General features: G+C 62.4%; 19 protein-coding genes. 9 read left to right on the top strand and 10 right to left on the bottom strand.

Annotated features, from left to right (window positions below; translation table 11 throughout):
- The first annotated feature begins 170 nt into the window (after positions 1–170).
- The gene (locus ACNFBR_RS13715) at positions 171–1,223 is read left to right on the top strand and encodes an ornithine cyclodeaminase (protein ID WP_416735398.1); all 1,053 of its coding nucleotides are present in this window, start codon (positions 171–173) and stop codon (positions 1,221–1,223) included.
- An 83-nt stretch (positions 1,224–1,306) separates the two neighbouring features.
- Here the strand turns inward: ACNFBR_RS13715 and ACNFBR_RS13710 are convergent, their stop codons facing one another.
- From ACNFBR_RS13710 to pobA, 3 genes are all read right to left on the bottom strand, one after another.
- Entirely contained in the window at positions 1,307–2,188 is an 882-nt protein-coding gene (locus ACNFBR_RS13710; protein WP_416735397.1) for a LysR substrate-binding domain-containing protein, read from the bottom strand.
- A 44-nt stretch (positions 2,189–2,232) separates the two neighbouring features.
- Positions 2,233–4,023, bottom strand: coding sequence for a gamma-glutamyltransferase (ggt, locus tag ACNFBR_RS13705; RefSeq protein WP_416735396.1), 1,791 nt, complete (start codon positions 4,021–4,023; stop codon positions 2,233–2,235).
- Positions 4,024–4,125: 102 nt separating this feature from the next.
- Entirely contained in the window at positions 4,126–5,313 is a 1,188-nt protein-coding gene (pobA, locus tag ACNFBR_RS13700) for a 4-hydroxybenzoate 3-monooxygenase (RefSeq protein ID WP_416735395.1), read from the bottom strand.
- A gap of 172 nt (positions 5,314–5,485) precedes the next feature.
- Between pobA and ACNFBR_RS13695 the strand changes: the two genes are divergently transcribed.
- The 3 genes from ACNFBR_RS13695 to ACNFBR_RS13685 all read left to right on the top strand — a co-directional run bounded on the left by ACNFBR_RS13695 (position 5,486) and on the right by ACNFBR_RS13685 (position 7,823).
- A complete protein-coding gene (locus ACNFBR_RS13695) occupies positions 5,486–6,364 on the top strand; it encodes a helix-turn-helix domain-containing protein (RefSeq protein WP_416735394.1) in 879 nt (292 codons plus the stop codon).
- Between the two features lie 141 nt (positions 6,365–6,505).
- Positions 6,506–6,904: a MerR family transcriptional regulator gene (locus ACNFBR_RS13690; protein ID WP_003247847.1), complete on the top strand. Its 399-nt coding sequence runs from the start codon at positions 6,506–6,508 to the stop codon at positions 6,902–6,904.
- Between the two features lie 19 nt (positions 6,905–6,923).
- On the top strand, positions 6,924–7,823 hold the full coding sequence (locus tag ACNFBR_RS13685) for a hydroxymethylglutaryl-CoA lyase (RefSeq protein ID WP_416735393.1): 900 nt from the start codon (positions 6,924–6,926) through the stop codon (positions 7,821–7,823).
- 532 nt (positions 7,824–8,355) lie between these two features.
- Here the strand turns inward: ACNFBR_RS13685 and ACNFBR_RS13680 are convergent.
- Positions 8,356–8,877 carry an MgtC/SapB family protein gene (locus tag ACNFBR_RS13680; protein WP_416735392.1) on the bottom strand — a complete coding sequence of 174 codons (522 nt, stop codon included), beginning with the start codon at positions 8,875–8,877 and terminating at the stop codon, positions 8,356–8,358.
- A 156-nt stretch (positions 8,878–9,033) separates the two neighbouring features.
- Between ACNFBR_RS13680 and ACNFBR_RS13675 the strand changes: the two genes are divergently transcribed.
- The 5 genes from ACNFBR_RS13675 (at position 9,034) to ACNFBR_RS13655 (ending at position 16,101) form a co-directional block, all read left to right on the top strand.
- Positions 9,034–9,273, top strand: coding sequence for a DUF3203 family protein (locus tag ACNFBR_RS13675; RefSeq protein WP_416735391.1), 240 nt, complete (start codon positions 9,034–9,036; stop codon positions 9,271–9,273).
- A gap of 121 nt (positions 9,274–9,394) precedes the next feature.
- Complete coding sequence (gene ccoG / locus ACNFBR_RS13670; RefSeq protein ID WP_416735390.1) at positions 9,395–10,798, top strand: cytochrome c oxidase accessory protein CcoG; 1,404 nt, start codon at positions 9,395–9,397, stop codon at positions 10,796–10,798.
- A gap of 50 nt (positions 10,799–10,848) precedes the next feature.
- On the top strand, positions 10,849–12,258 hold the full coding sequence (gene mapR / locus ACNFBR_RS13665; RefSeq protein ID WP_416735389.1) for a GntR family transcriptional regulator MpaR: 1,410 nt from the start codon (positions 10,849–10,851) through the stop codon (positions 12,256–12,258).
- Positions 12,259–12,315: 57 nt separating this feature from the next.
- Positions 12,316–13,971: an ATP-binding protein gene (locus ACNFBR_RS13660; protein WP_416735388.1), complete on the top strand. Its 1,656-nt coding sequence runs from the start codon at positions 12,316–12,318 to the stop codon at positions 13,969–13,971.
- Between the two features lie 63 nt (positions 13,972–14,034).
- Positions 14,035–16,101, top strand: a complete 2,067-nt coding sequence (locus ACNFBR_RS13655; protein ID WP_416735387.1) for a PAS domain-containing protein — start codon at positions 14,035–14,037, stop codon at positions 16,099–16,101.
- A gap of 9 nt (positions 16,102–16,110) precedes the next feature.
- On the opposite strand, the gene ACNFBR_RS13650 is transcribed toward ACNFBR_RS13655, so the two are convergent.
- From ACNFBR_RS13650 to ACNFBR_RS13625, 6 genes are all read right to left on the bottom strand, one after another.
- Entirely contained in the window at positions 16,111–16,857 is a 747-nt protein-coding gene (locus ACNFBR_RS13650; RefSeq protein WP_416735386.1) for an SDR family oxidoreductase, read from the bottom strand.
- Positions 16,858–16,941: 84 nt separating this feature from the next.
- Positions 16,942–17,136, bottom strand: coding sequence for a hypothetical protein (locus tag ACNFBR_RS13645; RefSeq protein WP_416735385.1), 195 nt, complete (start codon positions 17,134–17,136; stop codon positions 16,942–16,944).
- A gap of 835 nt (positions 17,137–17,971) precedes the next feature.
- On the bottom strand, positions 17,972–19,507 hold the full coding sequence (locus ACNFBR_RS13640; protein ID WP_416735384.1) for a DHA2 family efflux MFS transporter permease subunit: 1,536 nt from the start codon (positions 19,505–19,507) through the stop codon (positions 17,972–17,974).
- Positions 19,504–20,697 (bottom strand): HlyD family efflux transporter periplasmic adaptor subunit, encoded by a 1,194-nt coding sequence (locus tag ACNFBR_RS13635; protein WP_416735383.1) that lies wholly within the window; start codon positions 20,695–20,697, stop codon positions 19,504–19,506. Before ACNFBR_RS13635 ends, ACNFBR_RS13640 begins: the two co-directional genes overlap by 4 nt.
- Before the next feature lie 30 nt (positions 20,698–20,727).
- On the bottom strand, positions 20,728–21,201 hold the full coding sequence (locus ACNFBR_RS13630) for a MarR family winged helix-turn-helix transcriptional regulator (RefSeq protein ID WP_051094854.1): 474 nt from the start codon (positions 21,199–21,201) through the stop codon (positions 20,728–20,730).
- Between the two features lie 237 nt (positions 21,202–21,438).
- Complete coding sequence (locus ACNFBR_RS13625; protein WP_416735382.1) at positions 21,439–22,080, bottom strand: response regulator transcription factor; 642 nt, start codon at positions 22,078–22,080, stop codon at positions 21,439–21,441.
- Positions 22,081–22,087 lie beyond the last annotated feature (7 nt).

The raw sequence follows: 22,087 nt of genomic DNA, 5'->3' as shown, positions 1-22,087 counted from the left end.
TAATCAGATTGCTACTTTGCGGTGGCAGATTGTCTAGAACGTTGATGAAACTGGCAACCTGCATGGTTCCGATTGACGCAACCTTTCATCAAAATGTACGCGCCACTTCAACAATCTTAAGCGTGCATCCTGATGTCCGGGATAACAGCGCAATAACAAGGTGCAAAAACATGACGTATTTCATTGATGTCCCAACCATGTCGGACTTGGTGCATGACATCGGCGTAGCGCCATTTATAGGTGAACTGGCTGCGGCCATCCGCGAGGATTTCAAGCGCTGGCAGGAGTTTGACAAGTCCGCGCGCGTTGCCAGCCATTCTGAAGTGGGCGTGATCGAACTGATGCCGGTCGCCGACAACAGCCGCTATGCCTTCAAATACGTCAACGGCCACCCGGCCAACACGGCCCGCGACCTGCATACGGTGATGGCCTTCGGCGTGCTGGCCGATGTCGACACCGGTTACCCGGTGCTGCTGTCCGAGCTGACCATCGCCACCGCGCTGCGCACCGCCGCGACTTCGCTGATGGCAGCCCAGGCCCTGGCCCGGCCCAACTCGCGCAAGATGGCGTTGATTGGCAACGGCGCACAAAGCGAATTCCAGGCGCTGGCCTTCCACAAGCACCTGGGCATCGAAGAAATCGTAGCCTACGACACCGACCCGCTGGCCACCGCCAAGCTGATCGCCAACCTCAAGGAATACAGTGGCTTGACCATCCGCCGAGCCGGTTCGGTGGCCGAAGCGGTGAAAGGCGTGGACATCATCACCACGGTGACCGCCGACAAGGCATACGCCACCATCATCACCCCCGACATGCTCGAACCCGGCATGCACCTGAACGCCGTGGGTGGTGACTGCCCAGGCAAGACCGAACTGCACGCCGATGTGTTGCGCAGTGCACGGGTGTTCGTCGAGTACGAACCACAAACCCGTGTCGAAGGCGACATCCAGCAGCTGCCGGCTGACTTCCCGGTGGTCGACTTGTGGCGCGTGCTGCGCGGTGAAAGCGAGGGCCGCCAAAGTGACAGCCAGGTCACCGTGTTCGACTCGGTAGGCTTCGCCCTGGAAGACTACACCGTACTACGGTACGTACTACAGCAGGCCGAAAAACGCGGCATGGGCGCGAAGATCGACCTGGTGCCATGGGTAGAAGACGACCCGAAAGACCTGTTCAGCCATACTCGCGGCCGCGCGGGCAGAAGCCGCATCCGACGCGTTGCCTGACCCTGCTGCCAACCCGGAAACCACGGCACGGCCCAGTGGGAGCTGGCTTGCCTGCGATGGGCCGCACAGCGGCCCCAATAGCGTCAGATCCCACCACCGGCCAATAACTGCGTCATCACCTCGGCCAACGCCTTGACCATCACGTCTGCCGTCGGCCGGTGGACGATGACGATTTCATAACTGTCGACCTCCGGCAGCCCCTGCTCCGCGCCCAGCACTCGGTGTTCGCCGGTAGCCGCCCTTGGTGGCAGCAAGCTGACGCCCATACCATCGGCGACCGCGGCCTGGATGCCGCTGAGGCTTGAACTGGTGAAACTGATGCGCCAGCGTCGGCCCATGCCCTCGATGGCGTTGATCATGTCTTCGCGATACAGACCGCGTGGCGGGAAGGTGACCAGCGGGATCGGGTCCAGCTCGAAAGCAGGCGTATGCGCACTGTCGATCCACTGCAGGCGCTCTGGCCAACAGGCCACGCCCTCGCGGGTGTTGCGCCGCTGCTTGAGCAGCACCAGATCGAGCTCACCGTTGTCGTAGGCCTGGCTGAGGTCGCGGCATAGGCCACTGGTCACTTCCAGCTTCACCTGTGGGTGCAGCCGGCTGAATGCCGACAGCGCGTTGGTGGTGCGGCCGCCAACGAAGTCCTCGGGCACGCCAAGGCGCACGGTGGTGCCGACCATCGCCCCGGCCAGGGCTTCAAGCATCTGGTCGTTCAGCGCCAGCATGTGCCGGGCATAGCCGAGCAGGGTTTGCCCGGCATCTGTTGGCAGCACGTCACGGTTGCCCCGCACCAGCAGGCGATGGCCGACCATGTCCTCCAGGCGGCGTACTTTCTGGCTGATGGTCGACTGAGTCGAATGCAGGCGCGCGGCAGCGGTGGTGAAGCTGCCGCAATCGGCCACCACGACGATGGCGCGCAGGAGGTCGAGGTCGAACAGAGCCCTATTCGATTTCACGCTGATAGACATCTTGGTATTCAACTACTGAATGACAAGACTGCGTTCTATCACGGCTAATCGCCGAGGGCCACACCTTCGCGCCGAGGGTCGGCGCCACCTGACCACCCCGCCTCACTGCGCTGGATGATCTGCATGCCGCTGGTCATGGTCATCGGTGTCACCTCATGGCCCCAGGCCGCCAACTGGCGAATCAGCGCCGGGCTGGCCAGCCCGGCTTCCACTTCGGTGCCGGCATTGCGGCTGCCGAAGTTGGGCAGGCCGGCAGCCTGCTGTGGGTCGAGCTGCCAATCCAGCAGGCCGATCAGTGCCTTGTTCACGTAACCGATGATCTGCGAGCCGCCCGGCGAGCCGAGGCTGGCCACAAGCTCGCCAGAGGTACGCGAGAACACCAATGTCGGTGCCATCGCCGACAATGGCCGCTTGCCCGGCTGCACCCGATTGGCCACAGGCTTGCTGTGCTCCTGGGGGATGAACGAGAAGTCGGTCAAGTGGTTGTTGAGCAGGAAGCCCTTGACCATCAGGTGCGAACCGAATGCGGCCTCCACCGAGGTGGTCATGGCCAAAGCTTGGCCGCTGTCATCGACCGCACTGAGGTGCGAGGTGGAAATGCGCAATGGCGAGCGGTCAGGCGCCAGGGCCAGGTCCGCGCCTTCTGGCTGACCCGGGCGGGCACGCTTCATGCTGTATTCGCCGATCAACGCGGCGCGGCTGGCCAAGTAGGCGGAGTCCGTCAAGGCCTTGACCGGCACCGGCACATAATCGCTGTCTGCCAGGTACTGGGCACGGTCGGCATAAGCCAGGCGCTCGGCCTCGGCGATCAGGTGCACGGCCAGCGGCGGTGCTTCCAGGCCGGCTGGGGACGCGCTGGCTAGCGGGCGCAGCGCCGCCAAGTCGCGTTGCGGCGCGGCGCGCTGCACGGCTTCGAGCACGCCCAAGGTCTGCAGCACGGTCACCCCACCCGATGACGGCGGCGGCATGCCGCACACTTGCCAGGCCTTGTAAGGGCCGCATACCGGCTCGCGCTCCTTGGCCTGGTACTGCTGCAGGTCCTGCAACGACAGGTAACCGGCATTGGCATGGCTATGGACTTTGGCCACGATGGCTTCGGCAATCTCACCGATGTAGAAGGCGTCGGGGCCCTGTGCGGCGATCCGCTCGAAGGTAAGTGCCAATTCGGGATTGCGTAGGGTCGTGCCGACCGCCAGTGGCCTGCCCTGTTCATCCAGGAAGTAACGCGCCATTGCGGGTGAGCGGGCAATATAAGGGTCACCGGCCAGCAGAGTGTGAAGGCGCTCAGAAACCTTAAAGCCGTTGCGTGCCAGGGCGATGGCCGGGGCGAAAAGGTCGTGCCAGGGCAGCTTGCCGTGCTGATCGTGGGCCCGTTCAAGGGCGCGCAGTACACCCGGCACACCAACCGAACGCCCCCCGATCTGCGCCGCCCGGAACGGCATCGGTGAGCCATCGGCTTGCAGGAAGAGTTTTTCCGTCACCGCCGCCGGCGCAGCTTCGCGACCGTCGAACGCCTGCACACGCTTGCCATCCCAATACAGGATAAATGCCCCGCCGCCAATGCCACTCGATTGCGGTTCGACCAGTGTCAGCACCATCTGCATCGCGATGGCGGCGTCAATCGCGCTGCCACCCGCACGCAACATCGCCCGCCCCGCTTCACTGGCCAGCGGGTTGGCGGCGGCGGCCATGTGCCGGCTGGCATGCACTGGCTGCAGCCCACTGCGGTAACCAGAGGCCAGCTCCGGTGGCGCGGGCAGCACCTGGTCGGCACAGGCCCAGCCATTGACAGCCAGCAGGCACAGGGCGCCCATCAGTGGCGTAGAAAGTTTCATCGTCTTGCTTCCTGCCTTGAACTGTTCAGGCAGGCACTTTCGGTCATGGGCAGGCTTGACTTCAAGCCTTAAAGCGGTGCGTTGCAACCTGTGGGAGCGGCCTCAGGCTACCTCTTCGAACGGCAGCCCCACATAGTTTTCGGCGATGTTCACCAGCCCCGCTGGCGAGGTCAGGAAGTACTCGCGGTCTGCTTCCTGCATTTTCTGGTCCCAGGCATCCTTGTGGCTACCGAAGTCATGCAGCAGCTGAGTCATGAACCAGCTGAAACGTTCGCCCTTCCACACTCGGCGCAGGGCCAGCGGCGAATAATGCTCAAGCAGGTCGGTACGCCCTTCGCGGTACACCTTGACCAGAATGCGGTACAGGTAGTTGACGTCGGACGCCGCCAAGTTCAACCCTTTGGCACCGGTAGGTGGAACGATGTGCGCGGCATCCCCCACCAGGAACAAATGGCCATACTGCATCGGCTCTACCACCAGGCTGCGCAGTGGCGCGATACTTTTTTCCAGGGCAGGGCCAGTGACCAGGTCGGCCGCCACGTCGGCCGGCAAACGGGCTTTCAGTTCGTCCCAGAAACGCTCGTCGGACCACGCCTCAACCCGGTCCTGCAAAGGCACCTGCAGGTAGTAGCGGCTGCGTGTTTGCGAGCGTTGGCTGCACAGCGCAAAACCTCGCTCGTGGTGCGCATAGATCAGTTCGTGGTTGACCGGCGGCGTGTCGGACAGCAGGCCCAGCCAGCCAAACGGGTAAACCCGTTCGTACTGCTTCAGCACGCCGTCGGGGATGCTTTGCCGCGACACGCCGTGGAAGCCGTCACAGCCAGCGATATAGTCGCAGTCCACCCGGTGCGTCTGGCCGTCCTTTTCGAAGGTGAGGTACGGCTTCTCGCCCTTCAGTTCGTGCGGCTGGACATTGCTGGCTGAATAGATGATTGGCGCGCCACTGGCTTCACGGGCCTGCATCAGGTCACGGGTGACCTCGGTCTGCCCATAGACCATCACCGTCTTGCCACCGGTCAGGGCCTTGAGGTCCAGGCGCTGACGGCGCCCGCCGACCAGCAGCTCGACACCCTCATGCACCAGGCCTTCACGGTCCATGCGCTCTGCAACACCGGCTTCGCGCAGCAGGTCGACGGTGCCTTGCTCCAGCACCCCGGCGCGGATGCGGCCAAGTACGTAATCGGCCGTCTGGCGCTCGATGATGACGTTATCGATACCGGCCTTGTGCAGCAGCTGACCCAGCAGCAGGCCCGATGGACCTGCACCAATAATTGCAACCTGAGTTTTCATTGTTGTTGTCTCTTGTTCGGACGATGCCGGCCCAGGACTGGCAGTGGGGCGGCATCTGCTGTTAGGGTTTGCCCTTGCATTTTTACTGGCAAAAAACCCAGTTAAGTGTGCTATTCCATGCAAAACCTGCACTTTTACAAAAAACGTTCGATTAACGGACAGGCCAAGCCAGATGAAATCCACCCTCCCCGGTGTCCCGCTGTTCAAGCTGTATGGCGAAAACCAGGCGTGGCCCGGCACCGACCTGCTGCACTGCGAGTCGATCCCGGCGCGTAGCCGCCTGCACCACTGGGAGATCAAGCCGCACCAGCACGCCGAGCTGTTCCAGCTGCTGTATGTGCAGCGCGGCCAGGCCCAAGTGGAGATCGAGGGGGTGCGCAGTGTCATCGATGAGGCGGCGATCCAGGTGGTACCGCCCATGACCGTGCATGGTTTTCGCTTCAGCGCCGATATCCAGGGCTACGTGCTGACCTTCGGGACTGCGCTGGTGGCGAACCTGGAACAACGCCTGGGTGCGCCACTGACGGTGCTGGCACAACCGGTGAGTTATCCACTGGGGAATGACCGTGTGCATCTGCGCAGCCTGGTCGACACCTTGCAGCGGGAGTACCAGGGCAATGCTCCGGCGCGCGCGGCAATGCTCGAAGCGTTGGTGACCGCGCTAATGGTGTGGATCAGCCGCCGCCAGCAGCTGGGGCAAGCACCGCGTAACCGTGATGAGCGTGACCGCCTGTTGCTGGGGCAGTACTTGCGCCTGGTTGAAGCGCATTACCGCGAGCATCTGTCGGTAGAGGATTTTGCCGCACGACTGAATGTACCGAGCTTGCAGTTGAACCAGCTGTGCCGGGCGCTGAGTGGCCAGACCGCGCTGCAGGTGGTGCACCAGCGGTTGCTGCTGGAGGCGCGGCGAAACCTGATTTATACGCGGATGAGCATCGGGCAGTTGTCGGACAGCCTGGGGTTCACCGACCCGACTTACTTTGCGCGGTGGTTCAAGCGTTTAAGCGGGCAGACGCCCAATGGGTATCGGCGATCGGGGCAGCCGGACTGATTTGTGGTCGCCTGGACGGGCCTCTTCGCGGGCTTGCCCGCTCCCACAGATATTTCACCTCCCACAGATATTTCACCCCTTGCTTGACGTTTACGTCAACCTGCCTTCAGGATAGCCGCATACCCCACGCAGAGCCCCAGCATGAGCACCCAGACCTACAGCATCTCCGACCTGTCCCGCGAGCTGGACATCACCACCCGCGCTATCCGCTTCTACGAGGAGCAGGGCCTGCTGAGCCCGGAGCGCCGTGGCCTGGAGCGCATCTACTCGCCGCGCGACAAGGTTAGCCTGAAACTCATTCTGCGCGGCAAGCGCATCGGCTTTTCCCTGGCCGAATGCCGCGAACTGATCGAGCTGTACGACCCCACCAGCGGCAACCTCAAGCAGCTCAACAGCATGTTGGCGAAAATCGCCGAGCGCCGTGCCCAGCTGGAGCAGCAGATGCTCGACATTCACCAGATGCAACTGGAACTGGACACTGCCCAGGAGCGCTGCGAACAGGCCCTGGCCGCCACCCTGAACAACAAAGACAACCGCTGAACGCCACAGGAAACCCGCCATGTCCTTGCCCAAACACGTCCGCCTGGTCGAAGTAGGCCCCCGCGACGGCCTGCAGAACGAAGCCCAGCCCATCAGCGTCGCCGACAAGGTGCGCCTGGTTAACGACCTCACCGAAGCAGGCCTGGCCTATATAGAAGTGGGCAGTTTCGTCTCGCCCAAGTGGGTGCCGCAGATGGCCGGCTCTGCCGAAGTGTTCGCCGGCATCCAGCAACGCCCCGGTGTGACCTATGCAGCGCTAGCGCCGAACCTGCGGGGCTTCGAGGACGCCCTGGCTGCCGGGGTGAAGGAAGTGGCGGTATTCGCTGCCGCCTCCGAAGCGTTCTCGCAGCGCAACATCAACTGCTCGATCAGCGACAGCCTCAAACGCTTCGAGCCCATCATGGAAGCTGCGCGCAGCCACGGCGTGCGCGTGCGTGGGTATGTGTCATGCGTGCTCGGCTGCCCGTATGAGGGCAAGGTAAGCGCCGAGCAGGTGGCCCCGGTGGCCCGCGCCCTGCACGATATGGGCTGCTACGAGGTCTCGCTGGGCGACACCATTGGCACTGGCACCGCCGGCGATACCCGCCGCCTGTTCGAGGTGGTTTCGGCCCAGGTACGACGCGAGCAATTGGCTGGGCACTTCCATGACACGTACGGCCAGGCCCTGGCCAACGTCTATGCCAGCCTGCTCGAAGGCATCAGCGTGTTCGACAGCTCGGTGGCCGGGCTGGGCGGTTGCCCTTATGCCAAGGGCGCTACCGGCAATATCGCCAGTGAAGACGTGGTGTACCTGCTGCAGGGGCTGGGCATTGAAACCGGCATCGACCTGGGCCGCTTGATCGCCGCCGGCCAGCGCATCAGCAGCGTGCTGGGCCGCGACAATGGGTCACGGGTAGCACGGGCGCGTAGCGCACAATAAGTCATATGGGTGTCACACAGGTGTGGGTGAAGTGTTACCTCCCCCACATTTCACAGCAAAAAATCGGGTAACAGGGAAACAAATCGGCAAAATTTCAGGCCGAGCGTTTTGGGTGAAAAAAGCTAACCTATTGATTTTAAAGGGTTTTGAAAAGTTGGCACGCACCCTGCTATATCTCTGGTACAACAACAAAAAAAATGTGACACCCAATAAAAACAACAGGTAACGGCTCTGACATAACAAGAACAACACGGCAGAGGCGTAGCAAGCAGATTTTTTTGGAGTCGACACGCTTTTCAGGGGTACGCCCCGCGGTCTGGCACAGAACAATAAAACTACCTCAAGGTAGCGGTAGCCAGGTTCGGATCAGCAGTGATGAAAGCAGGTCAGCGCTCAAAAAAATACGTTTGCTCTTGACCCCGCATGGGGGTCGCCCGCAACACCAGGACAAGCCGACAAAAACAACAAAAGGCCGGTCCCAATAATAAAAAAAGAGCAGGCAACAACGCTTTGAGGGGAGCTTCGGCTCCCCTCAGTGCTTCCTGCCCTCTTCCTCCTCCTTCTGCTTTTCCTCATCCTGCCCTTCTATCTTCTCTACCAGCAACGGCATGGTGCCCAGTACCAGCAGGGCCAATACCGTGCTGATCAGCGCCGTGGCTTCGCGGCCCATACCTGCGGCTGTGCCGATGGCAGCCGTCATCCAGAGCCCGGCAGCGGTCGTCAAGCCTTTCACATGGCTGGTGTCCTGGCCGTTACCCTTGAGGATGGTGCCCGCACCGAGAAAGCCAATACCGGCGACGATGCCCTGAATTACCCTGCTCAGCGCCTGTTCATCGGCCCCGGCCATACTGGGTGCCAGCACGAACAAAGCGGCGCCCAGCGAGACCAGCATGTGGGTGCGCACCCCGGCAGACTTGCCTTTGTGCTCGCGCTCGAAGCCCAGCACAGCGCCCAGCACCGCAGCCATCAGCAGGCGCACGAGGATTTGCGTGACCTCACGCTCATCGGTGACATCGGCGAACTCGGCCTGTATTGCCTGCCAGATGACGTCCATCACGGTGGTCCTCGTGCCTGAGCACCCTGTTTTCAGGTCCGGCCTCTGTAAAAGGGTTGACCGCTGAACAGTCGGCAAAGTGCCGCTCAGCCTGTTGATGCAGCAACCGACCCTTCACCGCGGTCCACCCTCTAACCACACCCGGAGGACCGCCCCATGCCCATTGAAATCGACGAAACCACTCGCCGCTGCACGCTGATCGGCGAAGACCTGCGCATCGAAGGCGAAGGCCCGGACATCGAAATCATCACCGACGAACAGTTGCATATGTCGGTGGCCCTGCTCGCGGGCCAGCGTGTGCCGATCACCGAAGCCGAGGCCGACGCACTGACCGTGGCGGGTGCGGTGGATAGCCGCAGGCATCTGAAGGCTAGCGTGCCAGGCTCGGTAATCTAAGGCCTGGCGGGGCCAAGCGGTGAATCTGATATGGTTTTTATCGCAAAACCTGAACCTGTGCTGATAACAGGTTCGAGGCCATAGTGCTCATGCCTGATCGAGGCCTGATGAGCACCGAGCCATGAACGATAGAATCCCTTTTACAGAGATCGTCACCGCCCCAGCCAACCCTCAACCGCGACGCATCGACAGCGGCATCCATACCCGCAGCTTCACCGGGCTGTACCGTAACCTGCGCATCGGTTTTGCCGGCGCCCTGTTCGTGCTGTTCTTCGGCACCGCCTGGTTGAACTGGAACGGGCGCCAAGCCGTGCTGTGGGACCTGGGCAACAGTAAATTCCATATCTTCGGCGCCACTTTCTGGCCACAGGACTTCATCCTGCTGTCGGCGCTACTGATCATCTGCGCCTTTGGCCTGTTCGCCATCACCGTCTACGCCGGGCGTGTGTGGTGCGGTTACAGCTGCCCACAAAGCACCTGGACCTGGCTGTTCATGTGGTGCGAAAAGGTCACCGAGGGTGACCGCAACCAGCGCATCAAGCTGGCTGCCACGCCCTGGAACCTGAACAAACTGGCCCGCCGCACGCTAAAGCACAGCCTGTGGTTGGCCATTGGCGTGGTCACCGGGCTGACCTTTGTTGGCTACTTCACGCCGATTCGTCCATTGGCCGCAGAGCTGTTCACCTTGCAACTGGGCGGCGTGGCTTTGTTCTGGGTGTTGTTCTTCACTGCCGCCACATACATCAATGCCGGCCTGTTGCGCGAAGCCGTGTGCCTGCACATGTGCCCCTATGCGCGCTTCCAAAGCGTGATGTTCGACAAGGATACTCTGGCCGTCGCCTATGACCCGCGTCGCGGTGAGGCCCGTGGCCCGCGCAAGAAAGGCAGTGACGTTCAAGCCTTGGGTTTGGGCGACTGCATCGATTGCACCCTGTGCGTGCAGGTCTGCCCCACCGGCATCGACATTCGCGATGGTTTGCAGATGGCTTGCATCGGTTGTGCCGCGTGCATAGACGCCTGTGACGGGGTGATGGACAAGATGGGTTACGCCCGCGGCCTGATCGGCTACAAGTCCGAGCACAGCCTGCAAGGCGGCACCACTCACTGGTTGCGCCCTCGCCTGCTAGGCTACGCCGCCGCATTGCTGGTCATGATCGGGGCCCTGGTGATGGCCCTGCAGTTACGGCCGATGGTGTCGCTGGATGTGATCAAGGACCGCGGCCTGTTCCGCGAAAACGCCCTCGGCCAGATCGAGAACATCTACCTGCTCAAGGTCATCAACAAAACCGAACGCACCCAGCATTATGAACTGCGCCTGGTGGACGCCGAGGGCTTCACCTTGCAGGGCAATACCGCACTGGTCATCCCCGCAGGCGAAATGAGTGAACTGCCGGTATCGGTAGCGATGCTCGCCGAGCGCCCGACCAGCAGCTCGCAGACGCTGAGCTTCGAAATCAGCGAACGTGACGACCCCGCTATCCGCAGCGTGGCGCACAGCCGCTTCGTCGCCCCCATGAACCGTTGATCCCTTACACTGACGCCACCTTGCCTGCCAGGCTTCGATAGAAGGCCAGAATGAAACGCTACGAACGCTTCGCCGACGACATTGCCGAACTGATCCGCTCCGGGGTACTGGGCCCCGGCCAGCGCGTGCCCTCGGTGCGCTACGCCAGCCAGACCCATGGAGTCAGCCCATCCACCGTGTTCCAGGCCTACTACCTGCTGGAGCGGCGTGGGCTGATCCGCGCCCGACCGCGCTCGGGGTACTTCGTCAACGCCCACGCCCCGCGCCAGTTCAGCGAGCCGCAGGCGCTGCAGCCGGTCAGCGAATCTACCGACGTGGACGTCAGTGCCTTGGTGTTTTCGATCCTCGACTCGATCAAGGACCCTAACACCATACCGTTCGGCTCCGCCTTCCCCAGCCCCGAGCTGTTCCCGCTGCAACGCCTGTCGCGCTCGCTGGCCAGCGCCAGCCGCAACATGGACCCGCGCATGGTGGTGACCGACCTGTCGCCCGGCAACCCGCAACTGCGCCGGCAGATTGCTCTGCGCTACATGGTTGCCGGGCTGATGCTGCCGATGGAGGAGTTGCTGATTACCAACGGCGCACTGGAGGCCTTGAACCTGTGCTTGCAGGCCGTGACCCAGCCGGGCGACCTGGTGGCCATCGAAGCGCCGGCCTTCTATGCCTGCCTGCAGGTGCTGGAGCGGCTCAAGCTCAAGGCCGTGGAAATCCCCGTGCACCCGCGCGAGGGCATGGACCTGGGGGTACTGGCGCAAACCTTGGAGAAGCACCCGGTAAAGGCCGTGTGGTGCATGACCAACTTCCAGAACCCGGTGGGTGCGAGCATGCCGGAGGCCAAGAAGCAGGCGCTGGTGGAGTTGCTGACACGCCATCAGGTGCCGCTGATCGAAGACGACGTGTACGCCGAGCTGTACTACTCGCAACAGGCACCCAAACCCGCCAAGGCCTTCGACACCCAGGGTCTGGTCATGCACTGCGGCTCGTTCGCCAAAAGCCTGGCACCGGGCTATCGCATTGGCTGGGTGGCCGCCGGGCGCTTCGCGCAGAAGATCGAGCGGCTGAAACTGATGACGTCGCTGTGTGCCTCGATGCCGGCCCAGGCAGCTATCGCCGACTACCTGCAGCACGGCGGCTACGACCGCCACCTGCGCAAGCTGCGCTACGCCCTGGAAGGCCAGCAGGCCAACATGCTGGCGGCCATTGCCCGCCACTTCCCGGCGCAGACGCGGGTCAGCCAGCCCTCCGGCGGCTACTTCCTGTGGCTGGAGCTGCCCGAGCAGATGGACGCACTCAAGCTGTTCCACATGGCCCTGGCGCAGGGTATCAGCATCGCGCCCGGGCCGATCTTTTCACCTACCCGGCGCTTCGGCAATTGCATCCGCCTGAACTACGGCAGCCCTTGGCATGACGGTGCCGAACGGGCCATGGAAACCCTCGGGCGTATCATTCGCTCGTTTTGATGGCGACCGGCCTGGGGGGCGACTATAGTACTGCGATCCGCCCATCGGGCCATCGCCATGCAGCCGCCTCCGCCGCCGTCGATTACCCAGCTGCAAACGCGTGTCGCAGAGCTTGAGGCACGCTTGGCCGAGCGCGAAGACACCTCACAAGCGCACATCAAACTGCTAGGCGGGCTTCTCGACAGCAGCCTGGCCAATGTATTCGCTGCCGACCGCAAGATGCGGCTGGTGGCCATCAACCGCACGGCACGCGAAACCTTCGAACGTTACCGAGGTTTCGTGCCGCAGATTGGCGACTACGTACCGCAGTTTCTGACCCACCAGCCCGACATCATGGACCGCCTGGCCCCGGTATGGCCGCGCGTACTGGCCGGAGAGGCGTTCATCGACACCATCACCCTCGGGCCAGTTGACGCACCACGCCATTACGAAATCCGCTGCCACCCGTTGTTCGATACGCAGCAGCGCATCCAGGGCGGTTACCTGTTCGCCTATGACATCACCGAGCGCATGGCCGAGCAGGAACGCCTGCGCCAGGCCGAGGAAGCATTGCGTCAGTCGCAGAAAATGGAAGCGGTCGGCCAGTTGACCGGTGGCATTGCACACGACTTCAACAACCTGCTGGGCAGCCTGCTCGGAGCGCTGGAGCTGGCCGAGCAGCGCCTGGGCGAACAACGCCATGCCGATACAGCCCGCCTGCTAGAGCTGTGCCGCAGCAATACGTTACGCGCCGCCGCGCTGGTACAGCGCCTGCTGGCCTTCTCGCGCCAACAGACGCTGATGCCGCAACCCGTCGATGTGCAGTGCCTGGTAGCCGGCATGCACGACCTGATCGTCAGCTCTACCGGCCCGCACATTGATTTCCACGACCAGACACAAATCGGGCAATGGCCGATTCGCATCGATCCGCAGCAACTGGAAAATGCCTTGCTGAACCTGTGCATCAATGCGCGTGATGCCATGCCCCTGGGCGGCACGCTCAGCATCGCTAGTGCGGACAGTGACCTTGCCATGGCCGAGGCCGGCCACTTGGACCTGCCTGCGGGGCGGTATTTGCACATTTGCGTAGCCGATACCGGCATGGGCATGTCCCAGGAAGTGATGCAACGGGCCCTTGAGCCCTTCTTCACCACCAAACCGCTCGGCCAGGGTACTGGGTTGGGGTTGTCCATGGTCTATGGCTTTGTCCGTCAGTCCGGCGGGCAGTTGCGGATCGAAAGTGTGGCCGGGCAAGGCACTTGCATTCACTTGTACTTTCCCCAGGAAGAAAGTGACATTGCCTGCGGCCAGCCTGTGCCAGCCACACCCCCAATCGACCTTGCTGCCCCCCGTGTGCGGCGGATCATGCTGGTGGAGGACCAGCCAGCCATGCGCCTGGTGCTTGTCGAAGTACTGACTGAACTGGGCCATGAAGTACAGGCTTTCGACCTTGGCCGCACGGCGCTGGAGGCGCTGCATACGGGCCCACCACCGGACTTGCTGATCACTGATGTCGGCCTGCCCGGGGGTATCGACGGTTATCAGTTGGCGGATGCATTTCAAGGGCTTCTGGCCAATGCCCCGGTATTGCTGATTACCGGTTATGACGCTGCCGACCTCACCCCCATTCACCGTCCCGGCAAGCGTACCGAGGTGCTGCCCAAACCGTTCGACCTGAAGAGCCTCTGCCTGCGGGTGGACCGCTTGCTGGGTATTGCCCCGCCGCCCCCTTGACCGTCTATCCGCCAGCCAGTGAACACGCTAAAGTTTAGGCCTCTCCATCTGTCGGACGTCGGCATGCCATCGCGCGACCTGCTCTCACTGCGTCAACAAGTCGAAGCCCTGCAACGGCAGAACACGCTTTTGGAAGCACGACTCGCTAGCCTTCAAGACCAGGATCGGGACTTTTACCGGTCGTTGTTCGACACGATGGACGAAGGCTTTTGCATCATCGAGTTCTTCGACGGCCCGCACGGTCCGCTGAGTGACTATGTGCATGTGCTGGCCAACGCGGCCTATGCCAAGCACGCCGGCATCCCCAATGTGGTCGGGCAGAAGCTGCGCGAAATGGTGCCCGATGAGGCCGATGACTGGGTGGCCCGCTACGGCGCAGTACTTCGCACCGGCGAACCCCTGCACTTCGAGCAGGAACTGGTCGCCACTGGCCATGTGTTATCGGTGACCACATTCCGCGTAGAGCCTGCCGAGAAACGCCAGGTAGCGGTGTTGTTCAAGGACGTCACCGATCGCCGGCGTGCAGAGCAGGCCCTGCAGCGGCTGAACGAAGAACTGGAGCAGCGGGTGAATGCTGCGCTGGCAGAGCGGCGGCTGTTTGCCGAGCTGGTCGATCACAGCGTGGTCAATGTGCACGTGGTCGACAAAGGCATGCGCCTACTGGCGATCAACCAGCAAGCGAAGCGTGACTTTCAGTTGCTGTTCGGGCGAACGCCTGAAATCGGCGATTACTTGCCAGACCTGATAGGTGCTGGGTTCGACGATCGGACACTGAGCCTGTCCATGTGGAAGCGGGCCCTGGCGGGTGAGCAGTTCGTCGAGATCGGCACCTTTGGCAAACACCCTATGCAGCGTCATTACGAATTACGCTTCAACACCCTGCGCGACCATGAAGGCGAGATCCAGGGCGCGTTTCTGTTCGCCTATGACATCAGTGAGCGGGTGCAAGAGCAGGAACGCCTGGCCAAGGCCGAAGAAGCCCTGCGCCAGGCACAGAAAATGGAAGCCGTGGGCCAGCTCAGTGGCGGCATCGCTCACGACTTCAATAATTTGCTGGGCGGCATCCTCGGCGCTCAGGAGCTGATGCGCCAACGCCTGGGCCAGTCACGCTTCGACGCCCTGGAACCGTTGCTGGAGCTGTCCAGCGGCTCGGCGCAGCTGGCCTCTTCGCTGGTGCACCGGCTGCTGGCGTTCTCCCGCCAGCAGACCTTGCAGCCCTGCTCGACGCAGGTAGCCACACTGGTGGCCGGCATGGAGGAGCTGCTACGCCGCACCATTGGCCCATCGATTACCCTGAACAGCCAGTTCACCAGCCAGTTGTGGCCAACCTTCATCGACCCGCCGCAACTGGAAAGCGCCTTGCTCAACGTATGCATCAACGCCCGCGACGCCATGCCAGCAGGCGGTGTGATCGACATCGTCGGTGACAACCTGCAGCTTGACGAAGAGCAGGCCCAGGCACTGGAGATAGCAGCCGGCGAGTATGTACGGCTGAGCATCATCGACACTGGTAAAGGCATGTCGGCTGAGGTGGTGGAGCGCGCAGTCGATCCGTTCTTCACCACCAAACCGATGGGCCAGGGCACCGGCCTGGGGTTGTCGATGACTTACGGCTTCGTGCGCCAATCGGGAGGGCAACTGCGTGTGTTATCTGTGCTGGGTGAAGGTACACGCATCGAGCTGCTGCTGCCGCGACACCATGAGCAACCCGAAGCCGCGGTACCCAAGCAGCGGGGTTTGCCACTGACGAAGGGCAGCACCGCTGCGCAGCGCATCCTGCTGATCGAAGACCAGGCAGCGTTGCGCCTGGTGGTAGGCGAAGTGCTGGAAGAGCTGGGCTATCGGGTGGACGCCTTCGAAAATGGTCCGGCCGCCCTTGCCCACCTGCAAAGCGGCGAACGGCCAGACCTGCTGCTGAGCGACATCGGCCTGCCTGGTGGCCTGAATGGCCGCCAGGTAGCCGAACGCTGCCGTGAGCGTTACCCCGACCTCAAGGTGCTGTTCATCACTGGCTACGATGAGAGCGCGGCGCTCAGCGATGGCCAACTGCTGCAAGGTACGCTGGTGCTGACCAAGCCGTTCGAACTGGAAGTGCTGGCCGAGCGGGTACGCGAACTGCTGAAGGATTGATGGGCGTGTTCAGCGCCCACCGCTCAGGTCGATGAAGCTGCCGGTGGAATAGGACGCTTTGTCCGAGAGCAGCCAGAGTATGGCCTCGGCCACTTCCTCGGGGTGCCCACCGCGCCCCATGGGCAAGCTGGGTTCGAGTTTGCTGACGCGATCCGGGTCACCGGACAGCGCATGGAAGCCGGTGTGGATGTAGCCGGGCCGTACGCCATTGACCCGCACGCCCTCGCCTGCCACTTCTTTGGCCAGGCCAATGGTGAAGGTGTCGAGCGCGCCCTTTGAGGCTGCATAGTCGACATACTCGTTGGGTGAGCCAAGCCGTGCGGCCATGGACGACACATTGACGATGGCCCCGCCCTGCCCGCCATGCCGGTGGGCCATGCGCAGCAAGGCGTGCTTGGCGCAGAGCATGGGCCCGACGATGTTGGTCTTCATGATCTTGAGCAGGCGAAACTCGGACATGTCCTCAACGCGGCTCTGCTGGCCGATGGTGCCGGCGTTGTTGACCAGTGCGGTAACGGGGCCGAGCTCTTCGTCGACGCGTTGGAACAGTTGGATGATCTCATCCTCGACGCTGGCGTCGGCGCGCACGGCGATGGCCTCGGCGCCCAGGGCGCGGACTTGGCCGAGGATGTTTTCCGCGGCTTGGTCGTCGGCGTGATAGTTGATGCAGATGCGATAGCCCTGGCGGGCGGCCAGCAGCGCCGTGGCGGCGCCGATGCCGCGGCTGCCGCCGGTGATGACGATGACGTTCTCCATGAATGTGCCAGTCGTTCTAGTGAGGGAGAGCTGACGATAGGCGAAATGCCTGTGTATTGGAATGACCAAGGTCAGCTCAGACACTCATCTGCTCTTGCTCTTGCTCTTGCTCTTGCTCTTGATCTTGCTCTTGCTCTTGCTCTTGCTCTTGCTCTTGCTCTTGCTCTTGCTCTTGCTCTTGCTCTTGCTCTTGCTCTTGCTCTTGCTTTTGATCTTGATCTTGATCTTCGCGACTTCAGGAGGCCGAACGCAGGCCTTGCGGAGGGAGGTGACGGGCATGGATGCCCGTCAAGCGCTGGGCCCCAGGATGGGGCCTGCAGCGCGGTCCTCCCGGGAGCAAGGCCGGAGTGAGGGAACCCCGGAGCGCAGCGCAGGGGCCGGATGATGGGAGCGCAGCGTTTTTTGGTTACTTTTTGTCGCGTTTGACAAAAAGTGACTCGCCGTAAGGGCGAAAAGGTGACTCAGCGTCGCCATCGCAAATGGACTGTTCGCTGAGTCAAAACAGAAAAACTTGCTTCTTGCTTCTTGCTTCTTGCTTCTTGCTTCTTGCTTCTTGCTTCTTGCTTCTTGCTTCTTGCTTCTTGCTTCTTGCTTCTTGGATGTGGGCCTTCACACCGAGTAAACATTCATTCGCGCAGGTGGCGCTGAGTCACCTTTCCGCCCTTACGGCGGGTCACTTTTTGTCAAACGCGACAAAAAGTAACCAAAAAACGCTGCGCTCCTATCATCCGGCCCCTACGCTGCGCTCCGGGGTTCCCTCGCTACGGTCTTGCTCCCGGGAGTACGCGCTGCAGGCCCCATCCATGGGGCCTCAGCGCTTGACGGGCATCCATGCCCGTCACCTCCCTCCGCAAGCCCTTCGCTCGGCCTCCTGAAGTCGCAATCTGTGTTGCCTGAACTATCGCGCGCTTAGAAGCAAAAGCCAAAGCAAGAGCAAGAGCAAGAGCAAGAGCAAGAGCAAGAGCAAGAGCAAGAGCGTTTGATTCTAATCATGTACTTGCTTCTGTACCCAGGGCCGACGCCAGGTCGAAATGGAAACGGGATAGCGATAGCTGAGGACTCGGCTATCGCTATCCACGATGGAGCAGGCATCGCAAGGGACAGCCCCACTTGCTCAATGCCCCGCCGATGCCGGCCCCGCCTTGGCAGTAAACGGTGGCTTGGCAAACCACACCAACAGGATCAACCCAGCAAACACCCAGGTCATCAAGGTGAAGTAATCCACCGTCGACATCATGTAGGCCTGCCCATTGAGTATCTGCTCCAGCTTCGCATAACCCTGCGGGCTGGCCCCACCCAACTGTTCAAGCGTATGCCGCGTAGCCGGGTCGAACTGGCTGATGTTCTCGCTCAGGTAGGCATGATGCTGGTCTGCCCGACGAATCCAGATCCAGGTGGTCAACGAAGCCGCAAAACTCCCACCCAGGGTACGCAGGAAAGTCGCCAGCCCCGATCCATCGGCAATCTGGTGCGGTGGCAGGTCGGACAGCAGGATGCTCAAGGTCGGCATGAAGAACAGCGCCACGCCAATCCCCATGAACAGCTGCACCAAGGCCACATGCTGGAAGTCCACCTCGCTGGTGAATCCGGCACGCATGTAGCAGCTGGTACCAATCGCCAGGAACGCCAGCCCTGCCAGCACCCGCAGGTCGAACCGGTGCGCGTACTTGCCCACGAACGGCGACATGATCACCGGCAGCAAGCCGATCGGCGCCACCGCCAGGCCCGCCCAGGTAGCGGTATAGCCCATCTGCGTCTGCAACCACTGCGGCAGGATCAGGTTGATGCCGAAGAACCCGGCATACCCCCCGACCAGCACGATGGTGCCGACGCGAAAGTTGCGGTGCACGAACAGGCGCAGGTTGACCACCGGGTGGCGGTCGGTCAGTTCCCAGATCACGAACACCGCCAGGAACACTACCGAGATCAGGCTGCCGACGATGATGAACGACGACTCGAACCAGTCCAGGTCGTTGCCTTTGTCGAGTACGACCTGCAAGGCGCCAACGCCGATGATCAGCGTCAGCAGGCCGATGTAGTCCATCGGTTGGCGACTGGTGACCACCGGCCGCGTGCGCATCTGCTGACGCACCACAGCGGCCGCGAACAAACCGATCGGCACGTTGATGAAGAAAATCCACGGCCAGCTGTAGCTGTCGGTGATCCAGCCACCAAGAATCGGCCCGGCAATTGGCGCCACCACCGTGACCATCGCCAGCAGCGCCAGGGCCATCCCCCGTTTCGCCGGGGGGTACACAGCAATCAGCAGCGTCTGGGTCATCGGGTACAACGGCCCGGCAACCACACCCTGCAGCACGCGAAACCCGACCAGCTCGGGCATCGACTGGGCGATACCGCACAGGAACGAAGCCAGCACGAACAGCAGCGTGGCCCAGATGAACAGTTTCACCTCACCGAAGCGCCGGCTCAGCCAGCCGGTCAGCGGCAAGGCGATGGCGTTGCTCACTGCGAACGACGTGATGACCCAGGTGCCCTGCTCGTAACTCACCCCCAGGTTGCCGGAAATGGTCGGCAAGGCCACGTTGGCGATGGTGGTGTCGAGCACCTGCATGAACGTCGCCAGCGACAGGCCGATGGTGGTCAGCAGCAGGCTCGGCGGCGTGAACTGGGCAGCGGCGTTGTTGCTCATCGCTGCGCCGTCTTGCCAGGTGCGCTGTTTTCGTGAATCAGCTGGGCGATCAGGTTATCGGCTTCCACCAGCTGGCGGTCATACACCTGGGTGGTGTAGCTGGCCTGCTGCGGTGGCTGCTGGGCCAAGGTCGGGCCGCTCTGGTCGTGCAGGTCGACTTCCACCACGGTGGACAGGCCGATACGCAGTGGGTGGTCCTTGAGCTGGTCGGGGCTGAGGTGGATGCGCACGGGGACGCGCTGGACGATCTTGATCCAGTTGCCGGTAGCGTTCTGCGCCGGCAGCAAGGCAAAGGCACTGCCGGTGCCCGCGCCGAGGCTGTCGACCGTACCGCTGTACTTGACCTCGTTGCCGTACAGGTCAGCGCTGATTTCCACCGGCTGGCCGATGCGCATGTCACGCAACTGGGTTTCCTTGAAGTTGGCGTCGACCCACACCTGGTCCAGCGGGATCACCGCCATGGTCGCGGTGCCCGGCTGCAGGCGCTGGCCCAGCTGCACCGTGCGCTTGGCGACGTAGCCGGTAACCGGGGCCACCAGCGTGGTGCGGGCGTGGTCGAGGTAAGCCTGGCGCAGGTCGGCAGCGGCAGCCATTACCTCGGGGTGCGAGGAGACCACGGTGTCGTCGACCAACGCGCTGCTGGTGCTCAGTTGCTGGCGCGCGCTGTTGACAGCAGCCTGGGCCACGCTCAGGTCGTCGCGGGCGTGGGACAGCTCTTCCGCGGCAATCGCGCCGCTGTCGGCCAACACTTTGCGCCGATTGAAGTCCTGCTGCGCCTTGCGCAGTTCGGCCTGGCGCGTTTCCAGCTGAGCTTTGAGCGAATCGACGTTGCTGTACAGCCCGCGGACCTGGCGCACACTGCGCGCCAACTTGGCTTCGGCGGACTGCAAGGCCACTTCGCTGTCGGCCGGGTCGAATTGCAGCAACACCTGGCCGGCGTGCACCAGGTCACCGTCATCGGCACCGATGCTGGTGACGGTGCCGGTGACCAGCGGTGTGATCTCCACCACGTTGCCATTGACGTAGGCATCGTCGGTGCTTTCGTGCCAGCGGCCGACCAGGCTGTACCAGGCCCAGGTGCCGATACCGGCAAGGATCAGCAGCAACAGCAGGCCAAGCAGCCAGGCCTTGCGCTTGCGCGACGGCTCGGGCGTGGCGGAGGGAGTCGGGGTGTCTGCGGGAGTGGCCATGACAATACCTTGGAAAATTCGTGACAGGGTTCAACGATCGCCAAAGCGGCGGATCGTCAACGGGTCGCCAGCACCGAGCAGCACCTTGGCCAGCAGGCCTTCCAAGGTCTTGAGCTCTTCAGGTGCCAGCACGCCGCACAGCTCGTTCATGGCCGCGGCGCCAATTTCCGGCAGGCGGTCGGCCAAGCGCTGACCGTCGGCAGTGAGCGCCAGTCGCACCTGGCGGCGGTCATCGGCGCAACGGTTGCGCACGATCAGCTCCTTCTGCTCGAGGCGGTCGAGCATGCGGGTCATCGAACCGCTGTCCAGGCCCAGGTAGCGGCACAGCTCGGCCGGGGTATCCACCTGGTACTGGGTGACGATGATCAAAACCTTGAACTGCGCGGCGGTGACGCCCTCCGATTCGAGGTGCCAGTCGAGAATGCGGTCCTTCAGGATCGCCGCACGGCCAAGCAACATGCCGATGGCGCAGGTCTGGAAGTTTTCGGGAGAGAAATGGGCCATCGAAGACTGCTCGGGTAATTGTGTAAAAATATTACTGCCTAGGCAGTGAATGTCAAAGCTTTGATTAGCTCGCTATCAAAAATTTCATAATACTTGCCAGCGGCGCCGCCCTGTGTAGGAGCAGCCTTGTGCTGCGAAGGGGCCGCAACGGCCTATGGAGATGCCAGAGCTGATGGCCTCTTCGCAGCACAAGGCTGCTCCTACAAAGGGCGTGCAGGACACAGGATGTGGTTGAGGTCAGCTGGCGCCGAGCGCTCGCAGGCCCAGTGCCTCGACCGCACCGCAAGCGATGGCCATGCCCACCAGTTCCGCCAGGCTGGCCGCCTGCAACCGTTTCATCACCCGCCCCCGGTACAGGTCCACGGTTTTCACGCTGACGCCCAACTGCTCGGCGATCTCACGGTTGTTCAACCCCTGGGCCAACGGCACGAACACGTCACGCTCACGCGGCGTCAGGCCGTCGATGCGCGCCTGCACCAAGGCCAGCGCCTGGTCGCCCTGCCGGGCCCGCCCGGCGTGTTCAAGTGCAGCCTGCACACTGTCGAGCAGCAACTGGTCACTGTACGGTTTTTCGATAAAGTCGCAGGCACCGGCCTTGAACGCCCGCACCACGATCGGCACATCGGCATGGCCGCTGACGAAGATCACCGGCAACATCAAACCACGCTCGCGCATCGCCTGCTGCACGGCCAACCCGCCTAGCCCCGGCATGCGCACATCCAGCAGCACACAGGCGGGCCCATCGTCGACGCAGGCGTCGAGAAACGCCTGCCCGCCAGCGAACGGAAGGGCTTGCAGGCCCACCGACTGCAGCAGCCAGACCGTCGAGTCGCGCATACCCTGGTCGTCATCGACCACATACACTTTTGCTTGCAACACTGCCTCC

Origin of the sequence: Pseudomonas sp. NY11955 (assembly GCF_048068035.1) — a bacterium.
Lineage (GTDB): Bacteria > Pseudomonadota > Gammaproteobacteria > Pseudomonadales > Pseudomonadaceae > Aquipseudomonas.
Note: the sequence above shows the minus strand (reverse complement) of the source record. Positions and strands in the feature narration are given on the sequence as shown.